This window comes from Brachybacterium hainanense, assembly GCF_042434575.1.
GTDB classification, from domain to species: Bacteria; Actinomycetota; Actinomycetes; order Actinomycetales; family Dermabacteraceae; genus Brachybacterium; species Brachybacterium hainanense.
On the sequence record NZ_JBHLSV010000004.1, the window covers coordinates 149,941 to 170,982 of the forward strand.

19 protein-coding genes are annotated in these 21,042 nt (G+C 71.8%); 10 read left to right on the top strand and 9 right to left on the bottom strand.

What is annotated here, in order from left to right:
* Positions 1-80 precede the first annotated feature (80 nt).
* From ACFFF6_RS04640 to ACFFF6_RS04650, 3 genes are all read left to right on the top strand, one after another.
* Entirely contained in the window at positions 81-1,046 is a 966-nt protein-coding gene (locus tag ACFFF6_RS04640) for an endonuclease/exonuclease/phosphatase family protein (protein WP_376978659.1), read from the top strand.
* Between the two features lie 162 nt (positions 1,047-1,208).
* Positions 1,209-1,529, top strand: coding sequence for a DUF1905 domain-containing protein (locus ACFFF6_RS04645; RefSeq protein ID WP_376978661.1), 321 nt, complete (start codon positions 1,209-1,211; stop codon positions 1,527-1,529).
* An 82-nt stretch (positions 1,530-1,611) separates the two neighbouring features.
* Positions 1,612-2,130 carry a DUF6328 family protein gene (locus ACFFF6_RS04650; protein WP_376978663.1) on the top strand — a complete coding sequence of 173 codons (519 nt, stop codon included), beginning with the start codon at positions 1,612-1,614 and terminating at the stop codon, positions 2,128-2,130.
* An 87-nt stretch (positions 2,131-2,217) separates the two neighbouring features.
* On the opposite strand, the gene ACFFF6_RS04655 is transcribed toward ACFFF6_RS04650, so the two are convergent.
* Complete coding sequence (locus ACFFF6_RS04655; RefSeq protein WP_376978665.1) at positions 2,218-2,754, bottom strand: hypothetical protein; 537 nt, start codon at positions 2,752-2,754, stop codon at positions 2,218-2,220.
* A 187-nt stretch (positions 2,755-2,941) separates the two neighbouring features.
* Here ACFFF6_RS04655 and ACFFF6_RS04660 point away from each other — a divergent pair, with 187 nt between their 5' ends.
* From ACFFF6_RS04660 to ACFFF6_RS04690, 7 genes are all read left to right on the top strand, one after another.
* Positions 2,942-3,526, top strand: coding sequence for a TIGR03086 family metal-binding protein (locus ACFFF6_RS04660; protein WP_376978667.1), 585 nt, complete (start codon positions 2,942-2,944; stop codon positions 3,524-3,526).
* Between the two features lie 106 nt (positions 3,527-3,632).
* Positions 3,633-4,751: a LacI family DNA-binding transcriptional regulator gene (locus tag ACFFF6_RS04665; protein WP_376978668.1), complete on the top strand. Its 1,119-nt coding sequence runs from the start codon at positions 3,633-3,635 to the stop codon at positions 4,749-4,751.
* Positions 4,752-4,880: 129 nt separating this feature from the next.
* Positions 4,881-6,227: an extracellular solute-binding protein gene (locus ACFFF6_RS04670; RefSeq protein ID WP_376978670.1), complete on the top strand. Its 1,347-nt coding sequence runs from the start codon at positions 4,881-4,883 to the stop codon at positions 6,225-6,227.
* 3 nt (positions 6,228-6,230) lie between these two features.
* Positions 6,231-7,154: a carbohydrate ABC transporter permease gene (locus ACFFF6_RS04675; RefSeq protein ID WP_376978672.1), complete on the top strand. Its 924-nt coding sequence runs from the start codon at positions 6,231-6,233 to the stop codon at positions 7,152-7,154.
* Positions 7,151-8,074 carry a carbohydrate ABC transporter permease gene (locus tag ACFFF6_RS04680; RefSeq protein WP_376978674.1) on the top strand — a complete coding sequence of 308 codons (924 nt, stop codon included), beginning with the start codon at positions 7,151-7,153 and terminating at the stop codon, positions 8,072-8,074. Before ACFFF6_RS04675 ends, ACFFF6_RS04680 begins: the two co-directional genes overlap by 4 nt.
* Positions 8,075-8,177: 103 nt before the next feature.
* Positions 8,178-10,316 carry a beta-galactosidase gene (locus tag ACFFF6_RS04685; RefSeq protein ID WP_376978676.1) on the top strand — a complete coding sequence of 713 codons (2,139 nt, stop codon included), beginning with the start codon at positions 8,178-8,180 and terminating at the stop codon, positions 10,314-10,316.
* Positions 10,317-10,726: 410 nt separating this feature from the next.
* Complete coding sequence (locus ACFFF6_RS04690; RefSeq protein ID WP_376978678.1) at positions 10,727-11,389, top strand: hypothetical protein; 663 nt, start codon at positions 10,727-10,729, stop codon at positions 11,387-11,389.
* Between the two features lie 188 nt (positions 11,390-11,577).
* Here the strand turns inward: ACFFF6_RS04690 and ACFFF6_RS04695 are convergent, their stop codons facing one another.
* The 8 genes from ACFFF6_RS04695 to ACFFF6_RS04730 form a co-directional block, all read right to left on the bottom strand.
* Positions 11,578-12,183 carry a nucleoside deaminase gene (locus ACFFF6_RS04695; RefSeq protein ID WP_376978680.1) on the bottom strand — a complete coding sequence of 202 codons (606 nt, stop codon included), beginning with the start codon at positions 12,181-12,183 and terminating at the stop codon, positions 11,578-11,580.
* 111 nt (positions 12,184-12,294) lie between these two features.
* Complete coding sequence (locus tag ACFFF6_RS04700) at positions 12,295-13,605, bottom strand: outer membrane protein assembly factor BamB family protein (protein ID WP_376978682.1); 1,311 nt, start codon at positions 13,603-13,605, stop codon at positions 12,295-12,297.
* A 117-nt stretch (positions 13,606-13,722) separates the two neighbouring features.
* Complete coding sequence (locus tag ACFFF6_RS04705) at positions 13,723-15,126, bottom strand: DUF3100 domain-containing protein (RefSeq protein WP_376978684.1); 1,404 nt, start codon at positions 15,124-15,126, stop codon at positions 13,723-13,725.
* Positions 15,123-16,445, bottom strand: coding sequence for a M20/M25/M40 family metallo-hydrolase (locus tag ACFFF6_RS04710; protein ID WP_376978686.1), 1,323 nt, complete (start codon positions 16,443-16,445; stop codon positions 15,123-15,125). Before ACFFF6_RS04710 ends, ACFFF6_RS04705 begins: the two co-directional genes overlap by 4 nt.
* Positions 16,446-16,547: 102 nt before the next feature.
* Entirely contained in the window at positions 16,548-17,423 is an 876-nt protein-coding gene (locus ACFFF6_RS04715) for a carbohydrate ABC transporter permease (RefSeq protein ID WP_376978688.1), read from the bottom strand.
* The gene (locus tag ACFFF6_RS04720; RefSeq protein WP_376978690.1) at positions 17,420-18,400 is read right to left on the bottom strand and encodes a carbohydrate ABC transporter permease; all 981 of its coding nucleotides are present in this window, start codon (positions 18,398-18,400) and stop codon (positions 17,420-17,422) included. Before ACFFF6_RS04720 ends, ACFFF6_RS04715 begins: the two co-directional genes overlap by 4 nt.
* A gap of 2 nt (positions 18,401-18,402) precedes the next feature.
* On the bottom strand, positions 18,403-19,722 hold the full coding sequence (locus ACFFF6_RS04725; RefSeq protein WP_376978691.1) for an ABC transporter substrate-binding protein: 1,320 nt from the start codon (positions 19,720-19,722) through the stop codon (positions 18,403-18,405).
* Positions 19,723-19,818: 96 nt separating this feature from the next.
* Positions 19,819-20,862, bottom strand: a complete 1,044-nt coding sequence (locus ACFFF6_RS04730) for a carbohydrate kinase family protein (RefSeq protein ID WP_376978693.1) — start codon at positions 20,860-20,862, stop codon at positions 19,819-19,821.
* Positions 20,863-21,042: the final 180 nt, after the last annotated feature.

Below are 21,042 nucleotides of genomic sequence, written 5' to 3' on the forward strand. Positions count from 1 at the left end.
GAACGGAGCGAATCCGGTACGGGTGTGACCGCCGTCTCCTACAGTGGAGGTCTCCGTCCCCGTCCCCAGGAGCCGACACCATGACGTCCCCGACCCCCTCGACCTCCTCCTTCGATCGACGCGCCCTCATGGCCGCCGTCCCCGCGGCGGCCCTCGGCGCCGCCGCCCTGTCCGCGCCGGCCGCTGCCGCCGGGCCCGCCCCGACGGGCGGGAAGGGCCGCGCACTCATCGGACGCGCGAAGAAGGACCGGCTGCACGTGATGACCTTCAACATCCGGCTCGAGCGCAGCGCCGACACGAAGCCCGGCGAGCCCGATCACTGGCCCGACCGCCGGCCCATCCTCATCGACCTGCTCGAGCGGGAGCAGCCCACGCTCCTGGGCGTGCAGGAGGCGAAGTACGTGCAGCTGAGCGCGATCGAGGAGGCCCTGCCCGGGCATCGCATGGTCGGTTACGGTCGCCAGGGCGGCAGCAAGGACGAGTACTCCGCGATCTTCTACGACGCGGACCGTCTCGAGGTCCTCGCCTGGGACCAGTACTGGCTGTCCGACACCCCGAAGGTGATCGGCTCCGCCACCTGGGGCAACAAGGTCACCCGCATCGTCGTGTGGGCGCGGCTGCGCGACCTGCGCACCGGGCAGGAGTTCGCGTACATCAACACGCACTTCGACCACCAGTCCGAGCCGGCGCGGATCAAGAGCGCGCAGGCCATGATCGACCTGTTCGAGGGCGGCGAGCTCGACCAGCTGCCCACGATCGTGACCGGCGACTTCAACTCGGCCGCCCACGACTCCGGCGGCTACACGACCCTCGTCACCGACGGCCCCACCGTCGACACGTGGGACACCGCGGCCACCCAGCTCACCCCGGCGTGGGGCACCTTCCCGGCCTACAAGGACCCGGTCGAGGGCGGGAACCGCATCGACTGGGTGCTCGTGACCGAGGACATCACGGTCCACCAGGCCGCCATCAACGTCTCGCGCAGCAAGGCCGGGGCCTACCCCTCCGACCACGTGCCCGTGCAGGCGCTGGTGCAGCTGCCCTGACCTGCCGGGCCGCCCGATGAGGGAACGTGACCAGGTGGACGTCGCCGGCGCTGAGGCAGGACCGCGCCGGCGACGTCCGTCCCCGCCGAGCGCGAAGAGGATCGCGGTGTTCCGGGGACGGGAGGGCGCCATGGCCCCGGCGCGGGAGAGCAGGAGCAGCCGATGGATCTGAGCTTCACCAGCACCCTCGTCTCCTGGCGGGGCCCTGCTCCGTTCGTCTTCGCACCGATGCCCGAGGACGCCGCCGATGAGGTCGCCGCGGTCGCGCACCTGGTCACCTACGGATGGGGCGCGATCCCGGCCGCGGTGCACCTCGCTCGTGCGGATGCGCCGACGTCCGAGGACGGCTTCGCCTACACGACCTCCCTCTTCCCGCGCGAGGGCACGTACTTCGTGCCCGTGAAGGTCGCCGTCCAGCGCGCGACCGGAGTCGATGTCGGGGATGCCGTCCGGATCGACCTGCACCTGGAGGCGCGGGGCTGACGTCCAGGGACGCGGTCCGCGGTCGCGGGACGGAACCATGGGCGGGGTCGGGAATCTGCGCCGTGCTCCCTACACTTCCCCCATGAGCTCCCAGGACTCCTCGCCGCAGGACCCGCCGCTGTCCGACGCGGATGGTCCGCAGGACTATGCCCGCCACGAGTCCCGCGGCGAGCAGCTGGACCGCAACTGGAACGAGATCCTCCAGGAGATCCGCGTGCTCCAGACCGGTGCGCAGATCGTCGCGGCCTTCCTCATCGTGCTGCCGTTCCAATCCCGCTTCCACGATCTCGACGGCTTCCAGGTGGGCTGGTACCTCGGGCTGCTGGTGCTCGCGCTGCTCATCGTCGTCCTGCTGCTGACGCCCGTCAGCGTGCACCGCGGCCTGTTCCGCCAGCGGGTCAAGGACGACATCGTCACCGCCTCGAACCGGATCGTGAAGATCGCCCTGGGCATGCTCGGCCTGATGCTGTCCGGGGTGCTGCTGCTGATCTTCGACGTCGTCCTGGGACGCGGTGCGGGCATCGCCGCGGGGGCGGCGCTGCTCGTCGTGGTCCTGCTGCTGCAGGTGCTGTACCCGCGGCTGGTCGCCTCGCGGGGATGACCACGGAGGGGCGGCGCGTATCCCTGCCCCTCGCCCGCCCTCGCGCGGGGCGCGCCTCCCGGGGCGGTGGCGCGGCCCCGGGGCCCGTCATCCGGCGCTGCGGACCAGCGAGCCGTCCTCGATCCGGAACGCGGACTGCAGCACGTGAGGCTCGCAGGCCTCTCCGTTCGGGGACACGCGGACGGGCTCGCCCGGATCGGACGCGGTGATCCGCCGCTCCGCGCCGTCAGCGTCCGCGAGGACCAGCTCGACCGCGTCGATGTCCTGCATCTCCGGTCCGGTCAGGGTCGCCCAGATGCTCGTCGTCCCCTGGGCCCAGCGGTCGGAGGTGAGGTCGACGGGGACACGCACCTCCTGGCTGCCGGTGCGGACCACCAGCATCGCTGTGGTCGCCTCGCCCACGTCCTCGCGGCCCAGCTCGAGGCTCACGCCGTCGACGGCGCCGATGTCCGTGCAGGCGACCGGCGGGACCGGTCCGGGACCGTCCGGCACGGCACCGCTGCGGCCCGCCCAGAAGCCCGCCATGGCGCCGAGGAGGAGCGCGATCACGACCAGCAGCGTGGCCGTCGGCCACAGCCTCCGGCCCCGTCCGGCCTGCATCTCCTGCGCTGCCTCGGTGCCCATGCGGGGATCGTAGCCCCCGGGGCGAGGAAGGACCACGGGCCCGGCTGCAGTCCGATCGCCGCGGCCGTCGCGGTCGGGCCGCATCGAGCATCCCGCAGGGCATGCATCGGACCTCGACCCGCCGGTGCCGTTCCGCGGCAGCGGGGCGGGCGGTACCCTGCGACCACCGACGAACGAGGAGCTGACCATGTTCGATCTGACGGCGAGCGCCGCGCGGGCGGCCGCCTTGGTGGCAGGGGTCCGCGAGGACCAGCTCGAGAACCCGACCCCGTGCCCGGAGATGCGGGTGCGCGAGCTCGTCGCGCATCTCCACGGCCTCGCGATCGCCTTCCGGGACGCGGCCGCGAAGATCGACGGCCCCACGACCATGACGCCCCCGGATCCCGGCGCCTCCGTCCTCGCCGAGGACTGGCGCGAGGGTGCCCCGGCCGCGCTCGACGAGCTGGGCCGTGCCTGGCGGGACCCCGCCGCGTGGCAGGGCATGACGAGGGCCGGCGGCGTGGAGATGCCCGGCGAAGTGACCGCCATGGTCGCGCTCGACGAGCTGGTCCTGCACGGCTGGGACCTCGCCGTCGCCACCGGGCAGAGCTATGACCCGGACACGGCGGCCCTCGAGGTCGCCGAGCAGTTCTGCGCCGGCATCGGCGAGGACCCGACCGAGCGCTCCGGCCTGTTCGGCCCGCGCGTGCCCGTCGCCGCGGACTCCTCGCGGCTGGACCGCGTCCTCGGGCTGTCCGGGCGGGACCCGTCCTGGAGCCCGCCGCGGGGGTGAGGGGCGTCGGCTCGGATCGGGCGGTGCAGGACACGGAACCTCGTTGACAGCGTAGTCAACCGCGCCTATCGTTCCCGTCAACGTCCCGGCTCGAGGAGGAGGCCCCGTGGAACCTGCACCGCCGCCGGACTCCGCCGCGGACGCGTCCGTCGAGGTCGATGCGACCTCGGCGGTCATCGACACCCGAACCGCTCCGGGCCTCGCGGCCACGTCCCGTCCGGTCTCGATGAGGGACGTCGCCCGGCGCGCCGGGGTCTCCCAGAAGACCGTCTCCCGCGTCATCAACGGCGAGCCCCATGTCCGCGGCGAGCTGCGGGAGCGGATCCAGGACGCGATCGCCGAGCTCGGCTACCGACCCAACGCCGCCGCGCGCTCGCTGGTCACGCGCCGGACGCGACGCATCGGCGTGGCCGCGTTCGGGGCGCCGCTGCACGGACCCAGCTCCGTCCTGACCGCCGTCGAGGCGGTCGCCAGGGCAGAGGGGTACGCGCTGAGCATCCAGCGCACGGACACGACCGGGCGCGACGAGCTGCAGTCCGCGGTCGAGGCGCTGCTGGATCAGGGCGTGGAAGGCATCGTGCTCTCGGAGCCGCTGCACCTCGACGGCGGAGCGCTGGAGATCCCGGCCCATGTCGCCGTGCTGACGCTCGGCTCGCAGGGGCTCACGGGCCGCGAGGACGAACTGATCGTCGGTGCGGACGAGTTCGGCGCCGCCCTGCTGGCGACCGGGCATCTGCTCTCGCTGGGTCATCGGACCGTGCACCACATCGCAGGTCCCTCCGCCTGGGTCTCCAGCCGCCAGCGGTGCAGCGGCTGGGAGGCGGCCCTCGAGGGCAAAGGGCTCGAGCCCCCGGAGACCGTGGTGGGGGACTGGAGCCCCCGCAGCGGCTTCGAGTCGATGCGCCTCCTGCTCGAGCAGGCCGGACCCACGGCCGTGTTCGTCGCCAACGACCAGATGGCGATCGGCGCGATCGCCGCCGTCCAGCGGGCCGGGCTGCGGGTGCCCGGCGACGTGAGCATCATCGGCTTCGACGACCTCGATCTGGCCGAGTACCTCACGACCCCGCTGACCACCATGCGCCAGGAGTTCGACGTCTTCGCCCACCTGGGCATGGCGCGTCTGCTCCGGGCGATCGACGGGCGCCCGCCCTCGCAGACCCGTCAGCTCGTCCCCGCCTCGCTCGTGACCCGGGCGACCACGGGGCCCCCGCCGCCGATCCGGTAGTCCTCCGGGCCGCCTCGCGGGCGCTCTCCGCCCCGCAGGCCGTCGCCCCTCGTCCCTCCGATGCAGGACGCCCCTGGCGCACCCTGCTCGACACCCATGATTGACAGCGTAGTCAGGAGTGTTCTGCCCATGACCCCCACCTCTCTCGGGCCCCCGCTGCCTCGCAGGCGGCTCCTCCGGGCCGCAGGGACGCTCGCCGGCGCGGGCGGGATCGCCGCGGCGATCGCCGCCTGCGACGCATCGTCCCCGTCCCCGATCACCCGCGGCACCGTCCCCCTGTCGCTGTGGACCCACGACGACGGCTACATCCGCTTCTTCACCGAGGCGGTCCCGGTCGCCGAGGCGAGCTCGGACTTCGTCTACGACCTCTCGATCACCAAGAGCGGAGCAGCGGACCTCGTCACCAAGCTGATCGCGCAGGCCGTCGCCGGAACCGGCACCCCGGACGTGGCGGGCCTCGAGATCGGCGCCTTCTCCCGCATGCTGCGCGGAGACATCGCCCCGGAGCTGCTGGTCGACCTCGCCGAGGACGTCGCCCCGTTCCAGGACGACCTCATCGCCGCCCGCCTCACCCCCTTCAGCAAGGACGGTGCGCTCTACGCCCTCGACTCCGACACGCCCGTCACCGTGCTCTACCACCGGGCCGACGAGTTCGAGCGCCTGGGCATCGACGCCGACTTCGGCACCTGGGAGGAGCTCGCGAAGGTCGGCGCCGACCTCGCACAGCGGGAGGGGGCGGCCCTCGGCGCGGTCGCCGTCAACGACCCCGGCGGCACCGTGCAGAGCTTCCACCTCCACCTCCTGCAGCGCGGCGGCGACCTCTTCGACGCCGACGGCCGCCCCACCCTCACCACGCCCGAGGCCGAGGAGACCCTCGCCTTCCTCGTCCAGGGCGTCCAGGAGGGCTTCCTCGCGACCGTCGCCGACATGTACGGGCCGAGCATCCAGTCAGGCCTGAAGTCCGGGAAGATCCTCGCGGTGAACATGCCGTCCTGGTACTCGAGCTACGGCATCCAGCCCAACGTCCCCGAGCAGTCCGGGGCGTGGCGCGTCGCCCCCGTCCCGCGCTTCACGGCCGGCGGGCACGCCACCGGCGTCGGCGGCGGCACCGGCTTCGCAGCCCTGCGCGAGAAGCCCGGGACCGACGCCGCCGGGCACCTCGTCGTGGCCGCCTACCTCGACCCCGCCCAGCAGGTGAAGCGCTACCAGGACCTCGGCTACCTGCCGACCCTGCGCTCCGTGTACGACGACCCGGCGCTGCTGGAGCTCGAGGACGAGTACTTCGGCGGGCAGCGCCTGTTCGAGGTGTTCCGCGAGGTCATCGACGACGTCCCCGAGTTCCACCAGAGCGCGGACAGCTCGATCATGACCACGGTCCTGTCCGGGCACATCCTGCGAGCCTTCCGCGGCGAGGTGAGCCCCGCTCGAGCGCTCGCCGATGCCGATCACGACTTCCGCGGACAGGCGAAGGGCTGAACCATGACGACCGCACCGACCACCATCCCCACGGCCCCGACCGCGCGCCGGGCCCGCAGCCTGCGCGGAGGCGCCGCCCCCTACGCCTTCATCGCCCCCTTCTACCTCCTGTACGTGCTGTTCATGATCGTGCCGATCGGCGCGGCCGTGTATCTGAGCCTCACGCAGTGGGTGGGGCTGGGCCGCCCCAGCTTCATCGGCCTGCGCAACTACGAGAACCTGCTCACCGACACCAGCTTCCGCACCTCCCTGCTGAACTCGCTGGTCTACACGCTCATCGCCGTGCTGGTCGTCGTTCCGTGCGCGCTCCTGGTCGCCCAGGCGCTGAACACCCGCGGCCTGCGCTTCCGCGACCTGTTCCGGGTCGCGTACTTCGTGCCGATGGTGCTCTCGCCCATCGTCATCGCCCTCATCTACTCGCTCATGTTCGACCGCGACTACGGCCTCATCAACGCGAGCCTGCATGCCCTGTTCGGCCTGCCGGGCGTGGACTGGCTGGGCGATCCCACGATCGCCAAGGGCGCCATCGGCTTCGTGCTGCTGTGGCGGACCGTCGGCTACCTGACGATCTTCTTCCTCGCCGCGCTGCAGAACGTGCCGCGCGAGCAGTACGAGGCGGCGGCCCTGGACGGGGCCGGGCGGTGGAGGACCTTCCTCGCCGTGACCGTCCCCGGCATCCAGCCGATCTCCGCCTTCGTCATCGTCACCTCGTTCATCGGCGCGGCGCAGCTGTTCGACGAGCCGTACCTGCTCACCAAGGGCGGTCCTGGCGAGGCCACCATCTCCGTGGCCATGTTCATCTACCGCGCCGCCTTCGAACGCCAGCAGTTCGGCTATGCGGCCGCCGCGGGCGTCGTCCTGTTCGCCATCGTCTTCGCCGTCAGCCAGGGGCTGAACCGCATCCTCGGGATCGGGAGGGACTCATGAGCACCACCGCCAGCACCCCCACCAGCAGTCCAGCCCGGGCCGTGACCGGCGCGGCGGCCGGCGGGCGCCGCCCGTCCCGCGCACACAGGGCCGATGCCCCCGCCCTCGTCCGCCGCGGGCTGCTGTACGCGACGCTCCTGGCCCTGCTGGTCGTGTTCATCGCCCCGCTGGTCTGGGCGATCAGCGGCTCCTTCAAGCAGCGCGGCGACATCTTCGCGACCCCGCCCAGCCTCATCCCCGATCCCGCGACTCTCGAGAACTACCGGAACCTGCTGACCACGCAGCCGTTCTGGTCCTGGTTCGGGATCAGCATCGGCACCTCGACGATCTCCACGACCGTCTCCGTGCTCGTGTGCGCCATGGCGGGCTACGGCTTCGCGAAGTTCCGCTTCCGCGGGAAGCGGATCCTGTTCGCGATCATGTTCTCCAGCCTGTCGGTGCCCTTCGCGGTCATCCTCATCCCGCTGTTCGTCCTCGTCGTCAAGAGCGGCCTCGCGAACCCGTGGTTCGCGCTGATCGTGCCCTGGGTCGCCCCGGCCTTCGGGATCTTCATGATGCAGCAGTTCATCGTGCAGGCGATCCCCGACGAGCTCATCGAATCCGCCCGCATCGACGGCTGCAGCGAGTTCGGCACCTTCCGGAGGGTCGTGCTGCCGCTGCTGCGACCCTCGCTCGGAGCGCTCGGCGTGTGGAGCTTCCTGCAGAGCTACAACAGCTTCATGTGGCCGCTGGTGATCATCTCCGACTCCGCCCAGTACACGCTGCCGCTGGGCCTGAACATCCTCTACGCCTCGGAGAACCGCAGCTACGACCTCGTGCTCGCCGGGGCCGTCCTCGCCTCCATCCCGACCATCCTCGTCTTCGTGCTGCTGCGCAGGCAGCTGCTCGAAGGCCTCGTCGCCGGCGCGGTGAAGGGATGAGCCTCGCGTCCGCGCTCGTCGCCCCCAACGGGATTCGAACCCGTGTCGCCCCGATCCCGGCCACCCCGCCGCGGCAATCTCCGCCCCCTCCGGAAAGGCTCCCATGTCCTCCGCTCCGCACGACTCCGCCCTCCGCGACCGCGTCCTCTTCGGCGCCGCCTACTACCACGAGTACCAGCCGAGCCCCCGGCTGGACGAGGACATGCGTCTCATGCAGGAGGCCGGCTTCAGCGTGATCCGCGTCGGCGAGTCCGTGTGGTCGACGTGGGAGCCGCGTGACGGCGTCTTCGACCTCGAATGGCTCGCCCCGGTGCTCGACGCCGCGCACGAGCACGGCATCCGGGTCATCCTCGGCACCCCCACCTATGCGGCGCCGATGTGGCTGGTCCGCCAGGTGCCGGAGATCAACGCCGAGCGCCGCACCGGGCACCGGATCGGCTGGGGTGCGCGGCAGGAGATCAACTACGCCCACCCTGCCTTCCTCTTCCACGCCGAACGGGTCATCCGGAAGATCATCGGCCGCTACGCGCAGCATCCGGCCGTGATCGGCTACCAGGTCGACAACGAGCCCGGCAACGAGGTCTTCGCCAACGACCAGGTCTTCCAGAGGTTCGTCGACCACCTGCGCGAACGGTACGGCAGCGTCGAGGAGCTCAACCGCGAGTGGGGCCTCACCTACTGGTCCCATCGCCTGTCCGACTGGGCGGACCTGTGGCGTCCGGACCTCAACGTGCAGCCGCAGTACACGCTCGCCTGGCGCCGCTTCCAGGCGGACCTCACCACCGCCTTCATCGGCTGGCAGGCCGAGGTGGTGCGCGAGTACGCCCGCGAGGACCAGTTCGTCACCACCTGCATCTCCTACGACCGGCCCACCCTGGACGAGGAGGCCGTCGCCCGCGACCTCGACGTGGCCGCGGGAAACCCGTACTACCGGATGCAGGACTCCCTCGCCCTGCCCCGCACCCGCGAGGACGCCCAGTTCTGGACCACGACCGGTACCTGGTCGCTGTTCGCGCATGCCGACCGGATGTACGGCACGAAGCAGGCGCCCTTCCTCGTGACGGAGACGAACGCGCAGGCCATCGGGATGCCGTGGATGAACGAGCCCGCCTTCGACGGGCAGTGGCGCCAGGCCGCATGGGCGCTCATATCCCGGGGCGCGAGCATGATCGAGTACTGGCACTGGCACACCCTGCACACCGGGGCGGAGACCTACTGGGGCGGGATCCTCCCGCACAGCCAGCAGCCGGGACGCGTCTACCGCGAGCTCGCCGCCCTCGGCGCGGAGCTGCGGGAGGCCGGACCCGCGGTCGCCGGGCTCACGCCCCACGCCGATGTCGCGCTGCTGTTCGACAACGCCAGCAAGTGGGTGCTGCACCACTACCCGGCGCTCGCCGAGCCCGGCACCGTCGACGGCGACCCCCGCAGCTTCCAGACCGTGTACGAGGCCTACGCCCGGGGCGCCTTCGAGGCCGGCCTGCAGTCGGGAGCCGTGCACATCGCGCAGCTGCGCCGGGAGACGCCGGGGCAGTTCGCAGCTCGCCGTCCCGTGCTCGTCGCCGCCTCCTTCACGATCGCCTCCGACGCGGACCTGCAGTGGCTGCGCGAGTACGCCGAGGCCGGAGGCCATCTGATCCTCGGCATCCGGACCGGCTACGAGGACGAGGAGGCCCGCGCCCGCCTGGAGCGCAAGCCCGCTCTGCTCGATCGGGCCGCCGGGGTCTGGTACGACGAGTTCAGCAACCTCCGCGAGCCGCTGCCGGTCGTCGCCGGGGCCGATGCGGAGTCCGCCGGGTTCACCGTGCCCGGCGGCGCCCGCGCGACGCTCTGGGCCGACGGGCTGCAGCGTGCGGACGACGGCCCCGCGCAGGTGCTGGTCGGCTACGACCATCCGCACTACGGCCGCTGGCCTGCGGTGACGACGCGCGTCGCGGGCGCGGGGCGTGTCACCTACATCGGCACCGTGCCCGATGCACCGCTCGCGGCGGCCCTGCTCGACTGGGCGGTCGCGGTCGGCGCGGGCACCCCGTCGTGGCGGCCCGTGGCGGAGTCCCAGACCATCTCGAGCTCCACGAACCGGGCGGGGGAGCGGGTCCACGTGATCCACAACTGGGCCTGGAGGCCGAGCGTCCTCCCGCTTCCGAGCGCGGCGCGCGACGTCGTCACCGGCGAGCGGCTCGAAGCCGGTGCGGAGCTCGCGCTGGGCGCGTGGGACGTGCGGGTGGTGGCGGAGAGCGTCTGATCCAGGCGTCCGGGGCGAGGCTCCTGCACCTCCCTGCAGATCGGGACATGTGTCGGGAGGTGTGGAGAACGGCGTCGAGACTTCTGCGTCCGGCGGGGCGGAGACGTGAGTCGCGGATTCCCCTCGCCGCCAGGGCGTACCTGGTTCGGCGGCCCTCAGGGCTGCCGAGCCGTTCCGCGTCGGGATCGGAGAGGCCGCGGGCGGCGTTCCCGGGTGGGGCGTGAGCGGAAGGGACTCCCTGGGGATCTCGCCTGCAGGTGGGGCGCCCGGGTGCTCCTGCTGTCCCTTCTGCTCACGCCCGCCGCCGTCAGCATTCGCGGTGCGTGCGTCGAGCGACGGATCGGTCCCGGGACACGCCCACGGATCGGACGTGCGTTCGAATGTCAGGGAGATCCGGGAGGATCAGGGGCATGGCCACGATGATGCAGACCCGCCCCGTCCTCGACTCGCTCTCGCGGCAGTACTCGCGGCGGTTCCCCGGCGGCGGTGACGCCCGCTGGCTCGCGCACGCCTGGGGGCAGCTCGCCGGCGCCGGCTATGTGCCGGCCAGGATCCCGGAGGGCGGTCGTGCCGGGGCCGATGCCCGGATCCGCCTGGCCGTCCTCGCCCGGCTGAGCGAGGAGTTCTGGACCTTCGGGGCGGGCCACCATCCCGGCGGCTCGGCCCGGGCGGAGGCCGTCCGGATCGACGAGGGCCCGGGCGCGATCGGCGCCGCGGACGTGCTGGACTGGATGCGTATCCGGGACGTGCCCCGGCAGCCGGATCTGTTCGACCCCTCGGGCTCCGCGCTGACCGGCGAGGACATCGGCGCCTGCCTGGACCGCGTGGAACGGGAGATGCTCGCCGCGCTCGCCGTCGTCACCGGATTCGAACGGCTCTTCGCGGAGCTGTCGGCACAGCGGCTCCTCGCCCGCGGCGAGCTGACGGCGCTGCGCGGGGACGAGCGGGAGGAGGAGCCGCTCGACTACCCGCTGAGCCGCACCGAGCAGGACGCGATCCTCGACCAGGTCGATGCCGACATGCTCGCGGCCCGCTGCTGGCTCGAGCAGACGGTGCCGCACATCCGCCGCTGAGCCGCCGGTCCGCGGGTGAGCTGCATCGGATGCGTGCGCGGGCGCGTGCTCGGCGTAGTGACCGGAGACTTCTGGAGCGAGAGCGACGAAGCGCGGAGAAGACGGCGCTTCCCGACTCTCCGGCTCCCGAAGTCTTCGGTCCCGGCCGGAGCGGAGCCGATCAGCGGGGTGGGATGGCGGATGGCCGATCAGCGGCGACCGTTGTACAGCACGGTGCCGCCCTCGTCGAGGCGGGTGCGGAAGCCGCGCAGCGCTGCGAGGGCCTCGGCCTCGCAGCGGCCCGTCTCCACCGCGATGCCGCGGCGCTCGAGCTGCTCGCGCCAATCGGCCGGGACCGGGCCCTCGTCGAAGCCGGTGATCGCCTCGACATCGGATCCCAGGGCGGCGATGTCCACGGCCCGCGCTCCCGACCAGATCAGCGCCCCCAGACACATGGCGCAGGGCTGCGCGCTCGTGATCAGGACATGATCGGCGCCATCGGCCCCCAGGTCCCAGGTTCCCAGGCGGGTCTGCGCGAGGCTCAGCGCGACCGTCTCCGCATGCGCGATGCTCAGGCCCGAGCTGGGCACGACGTTCGTCGCCACGGAGACGACGCGGTCCGTCCTCCGGTCCACGACCATCGCCGCGAAGGGGCCGCCGGTGCCCTCCTCGACGCTGCGGGCCGAGAGGTGGACGACGAAGCGCATGCGCTCCACGGGATCGGGAACGCGCGGCGGCATCGCGGCCACCTCCTCGCGCAGCCATGCGGGCAGGTCGACGCCGAAGGAACGGGGGAGCGGCGAGGGCGCGGTCATGCGAGGGCCTCCGGACGGTGCGGCGGGACGGGCGATGCCTGGGACCGTAGCAGGCATGTCGGCACAGCGGCATCCGGCGCGGATGCCGGGGCGTCCTGTGCCGGACCGTCCTCAGACAGGGGTGATCGAGCGCACCTCGACGCTCTGGCCGTCGGCCCCGGCCTCGCTCAGGAGGAGCAGGTCCCCGGTGCGCAGCTCGGCGACGCCGGGAACGGGATCGCTGAGCCGGTTCCCGCTGCGGTCCAGCGCGACCGTCGCCCGCAACGCACCGGTCGGAGGCAGATCCGCTGTCGGATCGATCGCGAAGACGTAGTCGCCGTCGGTGAACAGCAGCGACCGGAACTCCGAGGGCCCGGCGGAGACCAGCTCGCCCTCCTCCGTCAGGGTGGTCATCACGCCGTCCGGACCGATCGTGCAGGTCAGCGGTCCGGGGCCCCGGGCGCAGTCGGACTCGCCGCGGACCTCGCCACCTGGCACGTCCTGTCCGTTCGGCCCGACCCACTGGTAGACGGCCTCGTCCTCGAGCTCGAGCAGAGCCCCTGTCGCCCCGACCCCCGCGATGTCCGCTCCCGGGTGCTCGGTGCGGGCCAGGATCTCGCCGGTGCGCAGATCCATCAGCGCCGGGACATCCTCGTCAGCAGCGTCCGGCGCGGACGGGTCGGTCAGCTCGCCCCACCCGACGTCGACGCCGCGGCCGTCCAGGACGAAGCCCTCCGTCCGCCAGAGCTCCTTGCCGCTGGCGGCATCCACACCGATGCTCAGCTGCATCGGCGCGCCCGCAGGCGGTTCGGAGCGCAGGTCCCCGTCGACCTCGAGCCCCAGGACGATCACGCCGCTCGAGACCGTCGCCGACTGGATGACGAGATGATCCTGGTAGTCGCGGTCCGGATGGTCCGGTGCGACGGGCGGGGCGATCACAGTGGACCAGGCGACCGAGCCGTCCTGGGGCGACATCGCCACGAGACCCCAGCCCTGGTCGGCCGGATCCTCGCCGGGGCCGCAGTCGTCCGCGCAGCCGTAGTGGGTGACACGCATGAGCGCGGCATCCTCGAGGCCCGCGAGCTCGCCGTCGATCCGCACGTTCTCGCCCACGCCCTCGAAGGCACCACCGGTGTCCCGGGACCACAGCTCCTTCCCGGTCTGCAGATCCACGCTGACGAGGATGCTGCCGGTCCCGGTCACCGAGAGCATCCGGCCGTCGACGACGGGATCGATCAGCGATCCGCTCGGGAGCCCTGAGGCCAGCGGCTCCGCGCCCAGGTCGAGCCGGGGGAGGGTGGGGGCCGGGCGCTCGATCGGGCTCGTCGCCGCCGGCGCGTGCCCGCCTGTGCCCGGGCCCGCGGGGGAGATCCCGAGGACCGAGCAGCCGGGGAGGGCGAGGGTCAGGGCGAGGGCCGTGAGGAGGATGGATCGGGTGCGCATGGCGGGTCTCCCTGGGGATCGGGCAGCGGGGCGACGATCCGATCTCCGGCACCCTCGCCGATGCCATCCTGCCACGCGGCCGGACGACCGCTCCGGCCGTTCCCCGGGGCCGGCCGCTCAGGTGCCGGAGACGGCCAGCCCGAACTGCGCCAGCAGCGCGGAGCCCACGTACGTGCCGATGAACACGAAGATCGCCGTGATCGCGATCTTCCACGAGGTCTTCGACAGGTCCACGAGCCGGTCGGCGACGCTCACCCCCGCGAAGGCGAGGATCGGCGTGGTCAGGGATAGGAAGTCCACGGCGCCGATCGCGTCGACGAACGCCCCGGAGACGAGGCAGCCCACGAGCGAGGTCAGCGACACCCAGCCCAGCACCGGGAAGTCCCGCAGGACCGGCACCCGCGTGAGCGTCATCGCGTCGCCGATCGCGATGCCGATCATCGAGAACAGCCACAGCGTGCCCAGGCCCCCGATGGTCAGCGCCGTGATCGGCGTCGATTCCGGATTCACCTGCAGCTTCATGGCCTGTGTGAACAGCACCAGCAGCACCGACAGCAGCAGCACGGCCGCGAAGGTCGCGTAGCGGCGGGCCGTGAACAGCGTGGAGGCGGCGGGCGCGGCCGCGGCGTCCTCGGTCGGGACGGCCGCGGTCACCGGCGCGGGATGCCGCGGCAGGCGATCCTTGCCGCGCATGAACAGGTTGTACAGGAAGCGCTGCAGCGGCACCGCGAGGAACACCATCGTGTAGGTGCCGATGAAGCTGGTCAGAAGCTGGCTCGCCGCCGCGTACGACACGATCTGGTCCTGCAGCTCCGGGGCCTGCGCGGCGAGCGTGGAGGAGGCCGCGGTCATCATCGAGGCCGAGCCCATGCCGGAGGCGATCGCGAGGGCGCGCACGTCCAGGCCCACGCCCAGCAGCAGCGGTGCGAAGAAGGAGAAGAACAGGGCGCCGAACAGGGTGCCCATGAGGTACATCGACAGCACGCCGCGGCCCGGATCCGAGTTCAGCGAGTACTTCTCCGAGATGTAGGCGAGCTCGCCCTCGCGACCCAGGCCCAGGGTCGAGCCGATCGCGTGGCGGCGCAGGCCCAGCATCAGCGCGATCGGCAGGCCCAGCACCACCGTGCCGAGGTTGCCGAGCTCCTGCAGCAGGAACACCCAGCCGATGGAGACGATCTCGCCCAGCCGCGGGGCGACATCGGCCCCGTAGCGGGCCATGAGCGGGAGCATGATGATGATGAGGAACGCGCCGGAGAAGCCGACGTTCCGCGGCGAGTAGATGCGGCGCAGGATCCCCTTCCGCCAGACGGGGATGCCGAGGATCATCGTGATGAGCACGGCGAAGACCAGCGGGAGCACGGTGATCGTGATGGAGCCGGTGATCGGGATCGCGCGGATCCCGATCCCCTCGGCGACCACGATCGTCACGAGGACGAGGCCGATCAGCAGGGCCATGTCGAGGATGCCGCCGCCGGCGCCGGCGCGGGCCGGGGCCGATGCGGGGGAGGGACGGGTGCTCATCGGGTCGCCTCGGGATCGGAGCTGGGGACGGCGGACAGGGCGCCGGCGGGGACGGGGGCGATCGCCGCGATCGTGGCGACGTACTCCTCGTAGCTGCGGCGGCGCAGCGGCTCGGGCAGATGCGCATCCAGGCGCAGCAGCGCCCGCACCAGCAGACGCGGCACGTCGATCAGCACGTGCTCCGGGTCGACCATGCGGAAGTCGCGGCCGTGGATGGTGCCGTCGAAGCCGCCGTAGGACAGCTGGACCGTGGGCATCATGAAGGACAGGTCCCCGGCGTCGCCGGCGGCCGCGATCGCCCCGCGGTCCTCGATCAGGTGCGTGATGCGCTCGTCCTGATCGAAGGCGTCGCGGAAGGCGCCGGACATGGTGCGGTCCTGGATGAAGGGCAGATATCCCATCTCGGTGGTGATGTGCGCCGTCCCGCCGAGGGCCTGGGCGCAGCCGTGCGCGGCGCGGTCCACGCGGGCGGCGACCTCCCCCAGGTAGTCCAGGTCGATGGAGCGCACATCGGTCCCCACGACCGCCCGATGCGGGACGACGTTCGTGGTCATCTCCGTGGAGGGGACGACCGGGTTCATGCGCACCAGCACGTCCTCGCGCAGCTGCTGGCGGCCCAGCCCCAGCGCCGTCGTGAACAGGGACGCCATGGAGAAGGCGTTGGTGCCGCTGAACGGATCCAGGCCCGCGTGCGAGGCGACCCCCTCGAACTCGACGGTCTTGTACAGGAAGCCGGCGAGGTCGCAGTCGATCTCCACCGTCGGCCCGTCCTGCAGACCGCCGATGGCGTGCAGGCACACGGCGGCGTCGACGTCGTCGAAGACGCCCAGCATCATCGCCTCCGGCTTCCCGCCGAACCAGGTGATCGCGCCCTGCTCGCGCAGCTCGGCGCGGTGGGCGAGGTCCACGAACTCCTCCGCCGGGACGAAGACGAAGGTCAGGTCGATCCCGGCCTGCTTCCACTCGCCGGTGGACACCAGATGCGCGAAGGCGGCCAGCGCGATCCCGACCTGCGTGTGATGCCCGCAGGCATGCACCGCGCCGGTGGCCGGATCGGCGTCCGGGTGGGCGGGGGAGATGACGGCGTCGAGCTCCGCGACGACCGCCACGCGGCGCCGGTCCGAGCCGGGGTCGACGGCCGGCAGGGCGACCTTCAGGCCGGTCGTGGAGAAGTGCTCGATCGGCAGCCCTGCCCCGTGGCGGACCAGGAAGTCCTCGACGGCGCGGGCGGTGCGGGTCTCGGCGTAGCCGAGCTCGGGATGATCCCAGAGGCCGTCGACCAGGGCGCGGATCTCGGGGTAGATGCTGTCGAAGGACATGGCGGCGGTGTGGCTCCAGAGCGTGGGGGCGGGCCGGGGCGGCAGGCGACCACTGTAGAACGTCCGGCTCGGGCGCGGCGCGGCCGTCTTGCGGCCGCGCTCCTACTTCAGCGCACCCTCCCCGAGCCCGGCGATGAACTGCTTCGCCCCGATCGCGAAGACGATGAGCAGCGGGACCACCGCGATGAGCGCGCTCATCATGAGCATGCCGTAGTCGGTGCCATGGGCGGTCTGCAGCTGCGAGAGGGCGACCTGCAGGGTGAGCCGGTTCGGGTCGTTGAGCACGATCAGCGGCCACATGAAGTCGTTCCACGAGCCGATGAAGGTGAAGATCCCGAGGAACGCGAGGGCGGAGCGGGCCGAGGGCAGGGCGACGTGCCAGTACTGGCGCAGGAAGCCGCTGCCGTCGAGGGTCGCGGCTTCCATGAGCTCGAGCGGCACGGAGTTCGAGAAGAACTGCCGCAGCCAGAAGATCCCGAACGCGCCTGCGAGGGAGGGCACGATCACGGCCTTGAGCTCCCCGACCCAGCCCAGCTCCGTCATCATGAGGAACTGCGGGATGGTCGCGAGCTGCGAGGGCAGCAGGAACGTCAGCATCACCACGAGGAACAGGATCCGCTTGCCGCGGAAGCTGTACTTCGCGAAGGCGAAGGCGGCCAGCGAGTCGATCAGCAGCACGAGCAGGGTCGTGGTCGCGGCCACGGCGACGGTGTTGCCCATCGCCGCCCAGACGTTCAGGGTCGACATGACCGACTGCAGGTTCTCCGCGAAGCGGTCGCCCGGCACCAGCGGGGGCGGGAACTCGAAGATCGCCGCGGACCGATGCGTGGACAGCACGAACATCCAGTAGAACGGGAAGATCGACACCAGCGCGCCGAGGACCAGCAGCAGGTGGCGCAGGAGCCGGACGGCCTGGCGCCGGCGCGGCGGTGTGCGGCGCTCGCCGGGGGCGATGCCGCGTCGGACGGCGGTGCTCATCGTGCACGCTCCCGGGTCGCGAACCAGTTGATGATGGTGAAGATGATGACGACGATCATCACGCCCCAGGCGATGGCCGCCCCGTAGCCGTAGCGGTTCTCCTGGAATGCGACGGAGTAGAAGTAGAGGACCATCGTCAGGCCCGAGTTGCCGACGCCGCCGGCGGAGGCGGAGCTGCCGCTCAGGGACGACGTCATGACCTGCGACTCGGTGAAGGACTGCAGGGAGCCGATCGTCGACATGACCGTGATGAACAGGATGATCGGCCGCAGCATCGGCACCGTGATGGAGAAGAAGGTGCGCACGGCCCCGGCGCCGTCGAGCTGCGCGGCCTCGTAGACCTGCTTGTCCAGCGACTGCAGCCCCGCGAGGATGATCAGCGCGTTGTAGCCCACGAAGCTCCAGCAGCTGAGCGTGGAGATCGCGATCTTGATGCCCCACTCCGTCTGCAGCCAGCGCACGGAGTCGAGCCCGACCGCGTTCAGCAGCGCATTGGCGATCCCGAAGTTCGAGGAGAAGATCGAGCTGAACAGGATGCCCATCGCCACGAGCGAGGTGATGTTCGGGACGAGATAGGCGACGCGGTACACCGTCGAGAAGCGGACGGCGGAGTTCAGGCCCAGGGCCACGAGCGTCGCGAGCGTCAGGCAGGGGATCGTCGACATCGCCCAGAGGATGAGCGTGTTGGTCAGCGCCTTCCAGAACAGCGGGTCGCGCAGGAGGTAGGAGAAGTTCTCGAGCCCGACCACGTTCCAGGCGCCGATCCCGCGCCAGTCGGTGAACGCGAGGAACATCGTGAACAGGATCGGGATGGCGCTGAAGACCGCGAAGACGAGGAAGTACGGGGCGAGCGCGAGATAGAGGACGCGGACGCGGGAACCGCGCAGGCGGAGCGTTCCGGGATCGGCGGTCCCGCGGCGGGGGCCGCTCCGCCGCGGGGGGCGCGGCGGAGCGGGAGTGGAGAGTGCGCTGGACATGATCAGGCCACCGTGACGCCGTTCTGCTCGGCGAGGCGGGTCGCCTGGGAGACGGCGTCGGACCAGGCCGTCTCCGGGTCCTTGCCGCTGGCCTCGACCAGGACCAGCTCGGCGCTGAAGGGGCCGCGCACGGTGCCGTCGCGCGGATCCTCGAACAGGGGGCGCACGGTCTGCGCGGCCTCGGCGAAGATCTCGGAGGCGACCTGGCCGCCGAGGAACTCGACCTCGCCGGAGACCTCCGGGGTGTCGTAGGCGGCCGGGCTCGCCGGGAAGTTGCCGGAGTGCACGTACTCGATGGCGAGGTTCTCCGGGCTGAGCAGGCGCAGGATGATCTCGAAGGCGGTCTTCGGATCCGGGGTCCCCTCGGGGATCCCGAGGAAGGAGCCGCCGACGTTGGTGGACTCGCCGGGATGCTGGCACACGTGCCAGGAGCCGGAGGTGTCGGGGGCGTCGACGATGAGGTCGGACAGGTGCCAGGAGGCGCCGAAGTCCGCGGGGAGCTTGCCTGCCGCGACCGCCGCCGCGGTGTCCGGGGTGTTGGAGTCGAGGGCGGCGTTGATCCCCGCCTTCTGCGCGGTGACGGCGAGATCCCAGGCGTGGCGGATGTGCTCCTGGTCGCCGATGAACGCCCCGGACTCGTCGATGAAGCCCTTGCCGGTCTGTGCCCACGCGGTCGCGAACACGGATTCGAGGTTGCGGATCAGGAAGGTGTCCGCATCGGCGGCCTTGAGCTTGCTGCCCAGGTCGAAGAACGCCTCCCATTCGCGGATCGCGGCGGCGAGGTCCTCAGGGGTCGAGGGGAGGCCGTGCTTCTCGAAGACGTCGAAGCGGTAGAAGAGGGCGGTGGGGCCGATGTCGATCGGGATGCCCAGCTGCTTGCCGTCCTTCGTGGTGGCCTGCTGCCACTTCCAGTCCAGGAAGTCGGCCTTGTGGTCCTCGGCGCCGAGCGTGGTGAGGTCGACAAAGAAGTCCGGGACGGAGGCGAAATGGGCGATGTCCTCGCCCTTGATCCCGGTGATGGCGGGGAGGCCGGAGCCGGCCTGCAGGGTGGTCTGCAGCTTCTGCTTGAAGTCGCCGCCCTGGATGACCTGCTGGAAGCCGGCATCGGGGAAGGCGCCGGCGACGTCCTCGATGATCTTCGCATCGAAGCCCTCGGGCCAGATCCACAGCGCGGTGCTGCCGCCGTCGCCGGAGGGCGCGGGGGAGGTGCTCGTCGAGCAGCCGGCCAGCATCGCGGCGGAGGCCGCGAGAGCGCCGAGGCCCAGGGCGGTGCGGCGGGTCGGGCGGGACAGCGGGTGGGGCGTGGTGCGGGAGGACATCATGGAACTCTCCTTCGAGGATGAACTGTCGGGCACTGCGGGTTCTGGCGGCACTGCGGGCTCTGCGGCAGGTCGGCGACCGATGACCGGGGCGCGACCTCAGGAGCCCGGTGGGGCGGAGGTCGAGGGCGATGGGGGATCGACGAGGAGATCCTCGAGCGGAGCGGCGCAGGCGAGGTCGTGCCTGCGGGCGAGAGCCGCGAGCTGCGACGGGGAGGGCGTGACGGCGTGGCCGAAGGTGCCCGCTCCGCGCGCTGTCGCGGCGAGACAGGAGGCCTCGAGCGCCTCGGCGAGGGGCAGCCCCCGCCCGAGCAGGGTGATCAGGGCGGCTCCGAAGGTGTCCCCGGCCCCGGTGGGGTCCATCGGGCCCAGGTCCGGGACGCGGGAGCGGACCTCGAGGCCGCGGGCGGAGTCGATCGCGAGAGCCCCGTCCGCCCCGCACGTGACGACCGCGAGGGGGACGAGCTCGGCGAGACGGCGGGCGGCGGCGCGCGGCGAGTCCGTGCGGGTGTAGGCCTGCGCCTCCTCGGCGTTGGGGAGGAAGCCGTGGCAGTGCTGCAGGTGCCGCAGGATCGCCGGGTCCCAGGCTCCGGTCGCGTCCCAGCCGACGTCCGCGAAGATCGGGGCCGTGGAGGAGGCGAGCCAGGGCATGTCGCCCGGCTCGAGGTGGAGCGCGATCGCGCCGACGCCCGGGTCGGAGCCGTCGACCCCGAGACCGGGTCGCGGGGGAGCGCCGCCGGTCACGAGGGCACGGTCGCCGTCGTAGGAGATGGCGGAGGTGACCTGCAGGTCCGTTCCGGAGTCCACGAGGAGGCGCTCGGTGCCGATCCCGGCCTCCGCCAGCAGTCGGGTGACGAGGGCGCTCACCGGGCCGTCGCCGATGCGGGCGGTGATGCCGGTGCGCGCGCCGAGGGCGGCCGCGGCGGCGGCGAAGTTCGCGATCCCGCCGGGGACCAGCCGCACCTGCTCGGTGAAGCACTCCTGCCCCAGCACGGGCGCTGCCGGAAGGGGCCCGTAGAGGACGTCCAGGAAGAGCTGGCCCACGGCGAGCAGGTCGACGGACGTGCCCGTGACGGGCGGGCGCGACGGCAGGGGCGGACCGGCCGTCGGCCGGCCGGAACCGCTGGGCGCTGGGTTCGTCATCCCTGCTCCGTTCGCTCGGGGATCCTGCATCGATGCGGGGACAACTGCGCACATGTGCTCAGTCCGCCTCGGTTCAAGTGTGCATAGCTGAGCATCAATCGTCAACAGGCGCCCGCGCCCCGTTGAGACGTGCGCATGATTGAGCGAGATTGAGCGGAAGTGTTGATCGCGAGGCGGTGG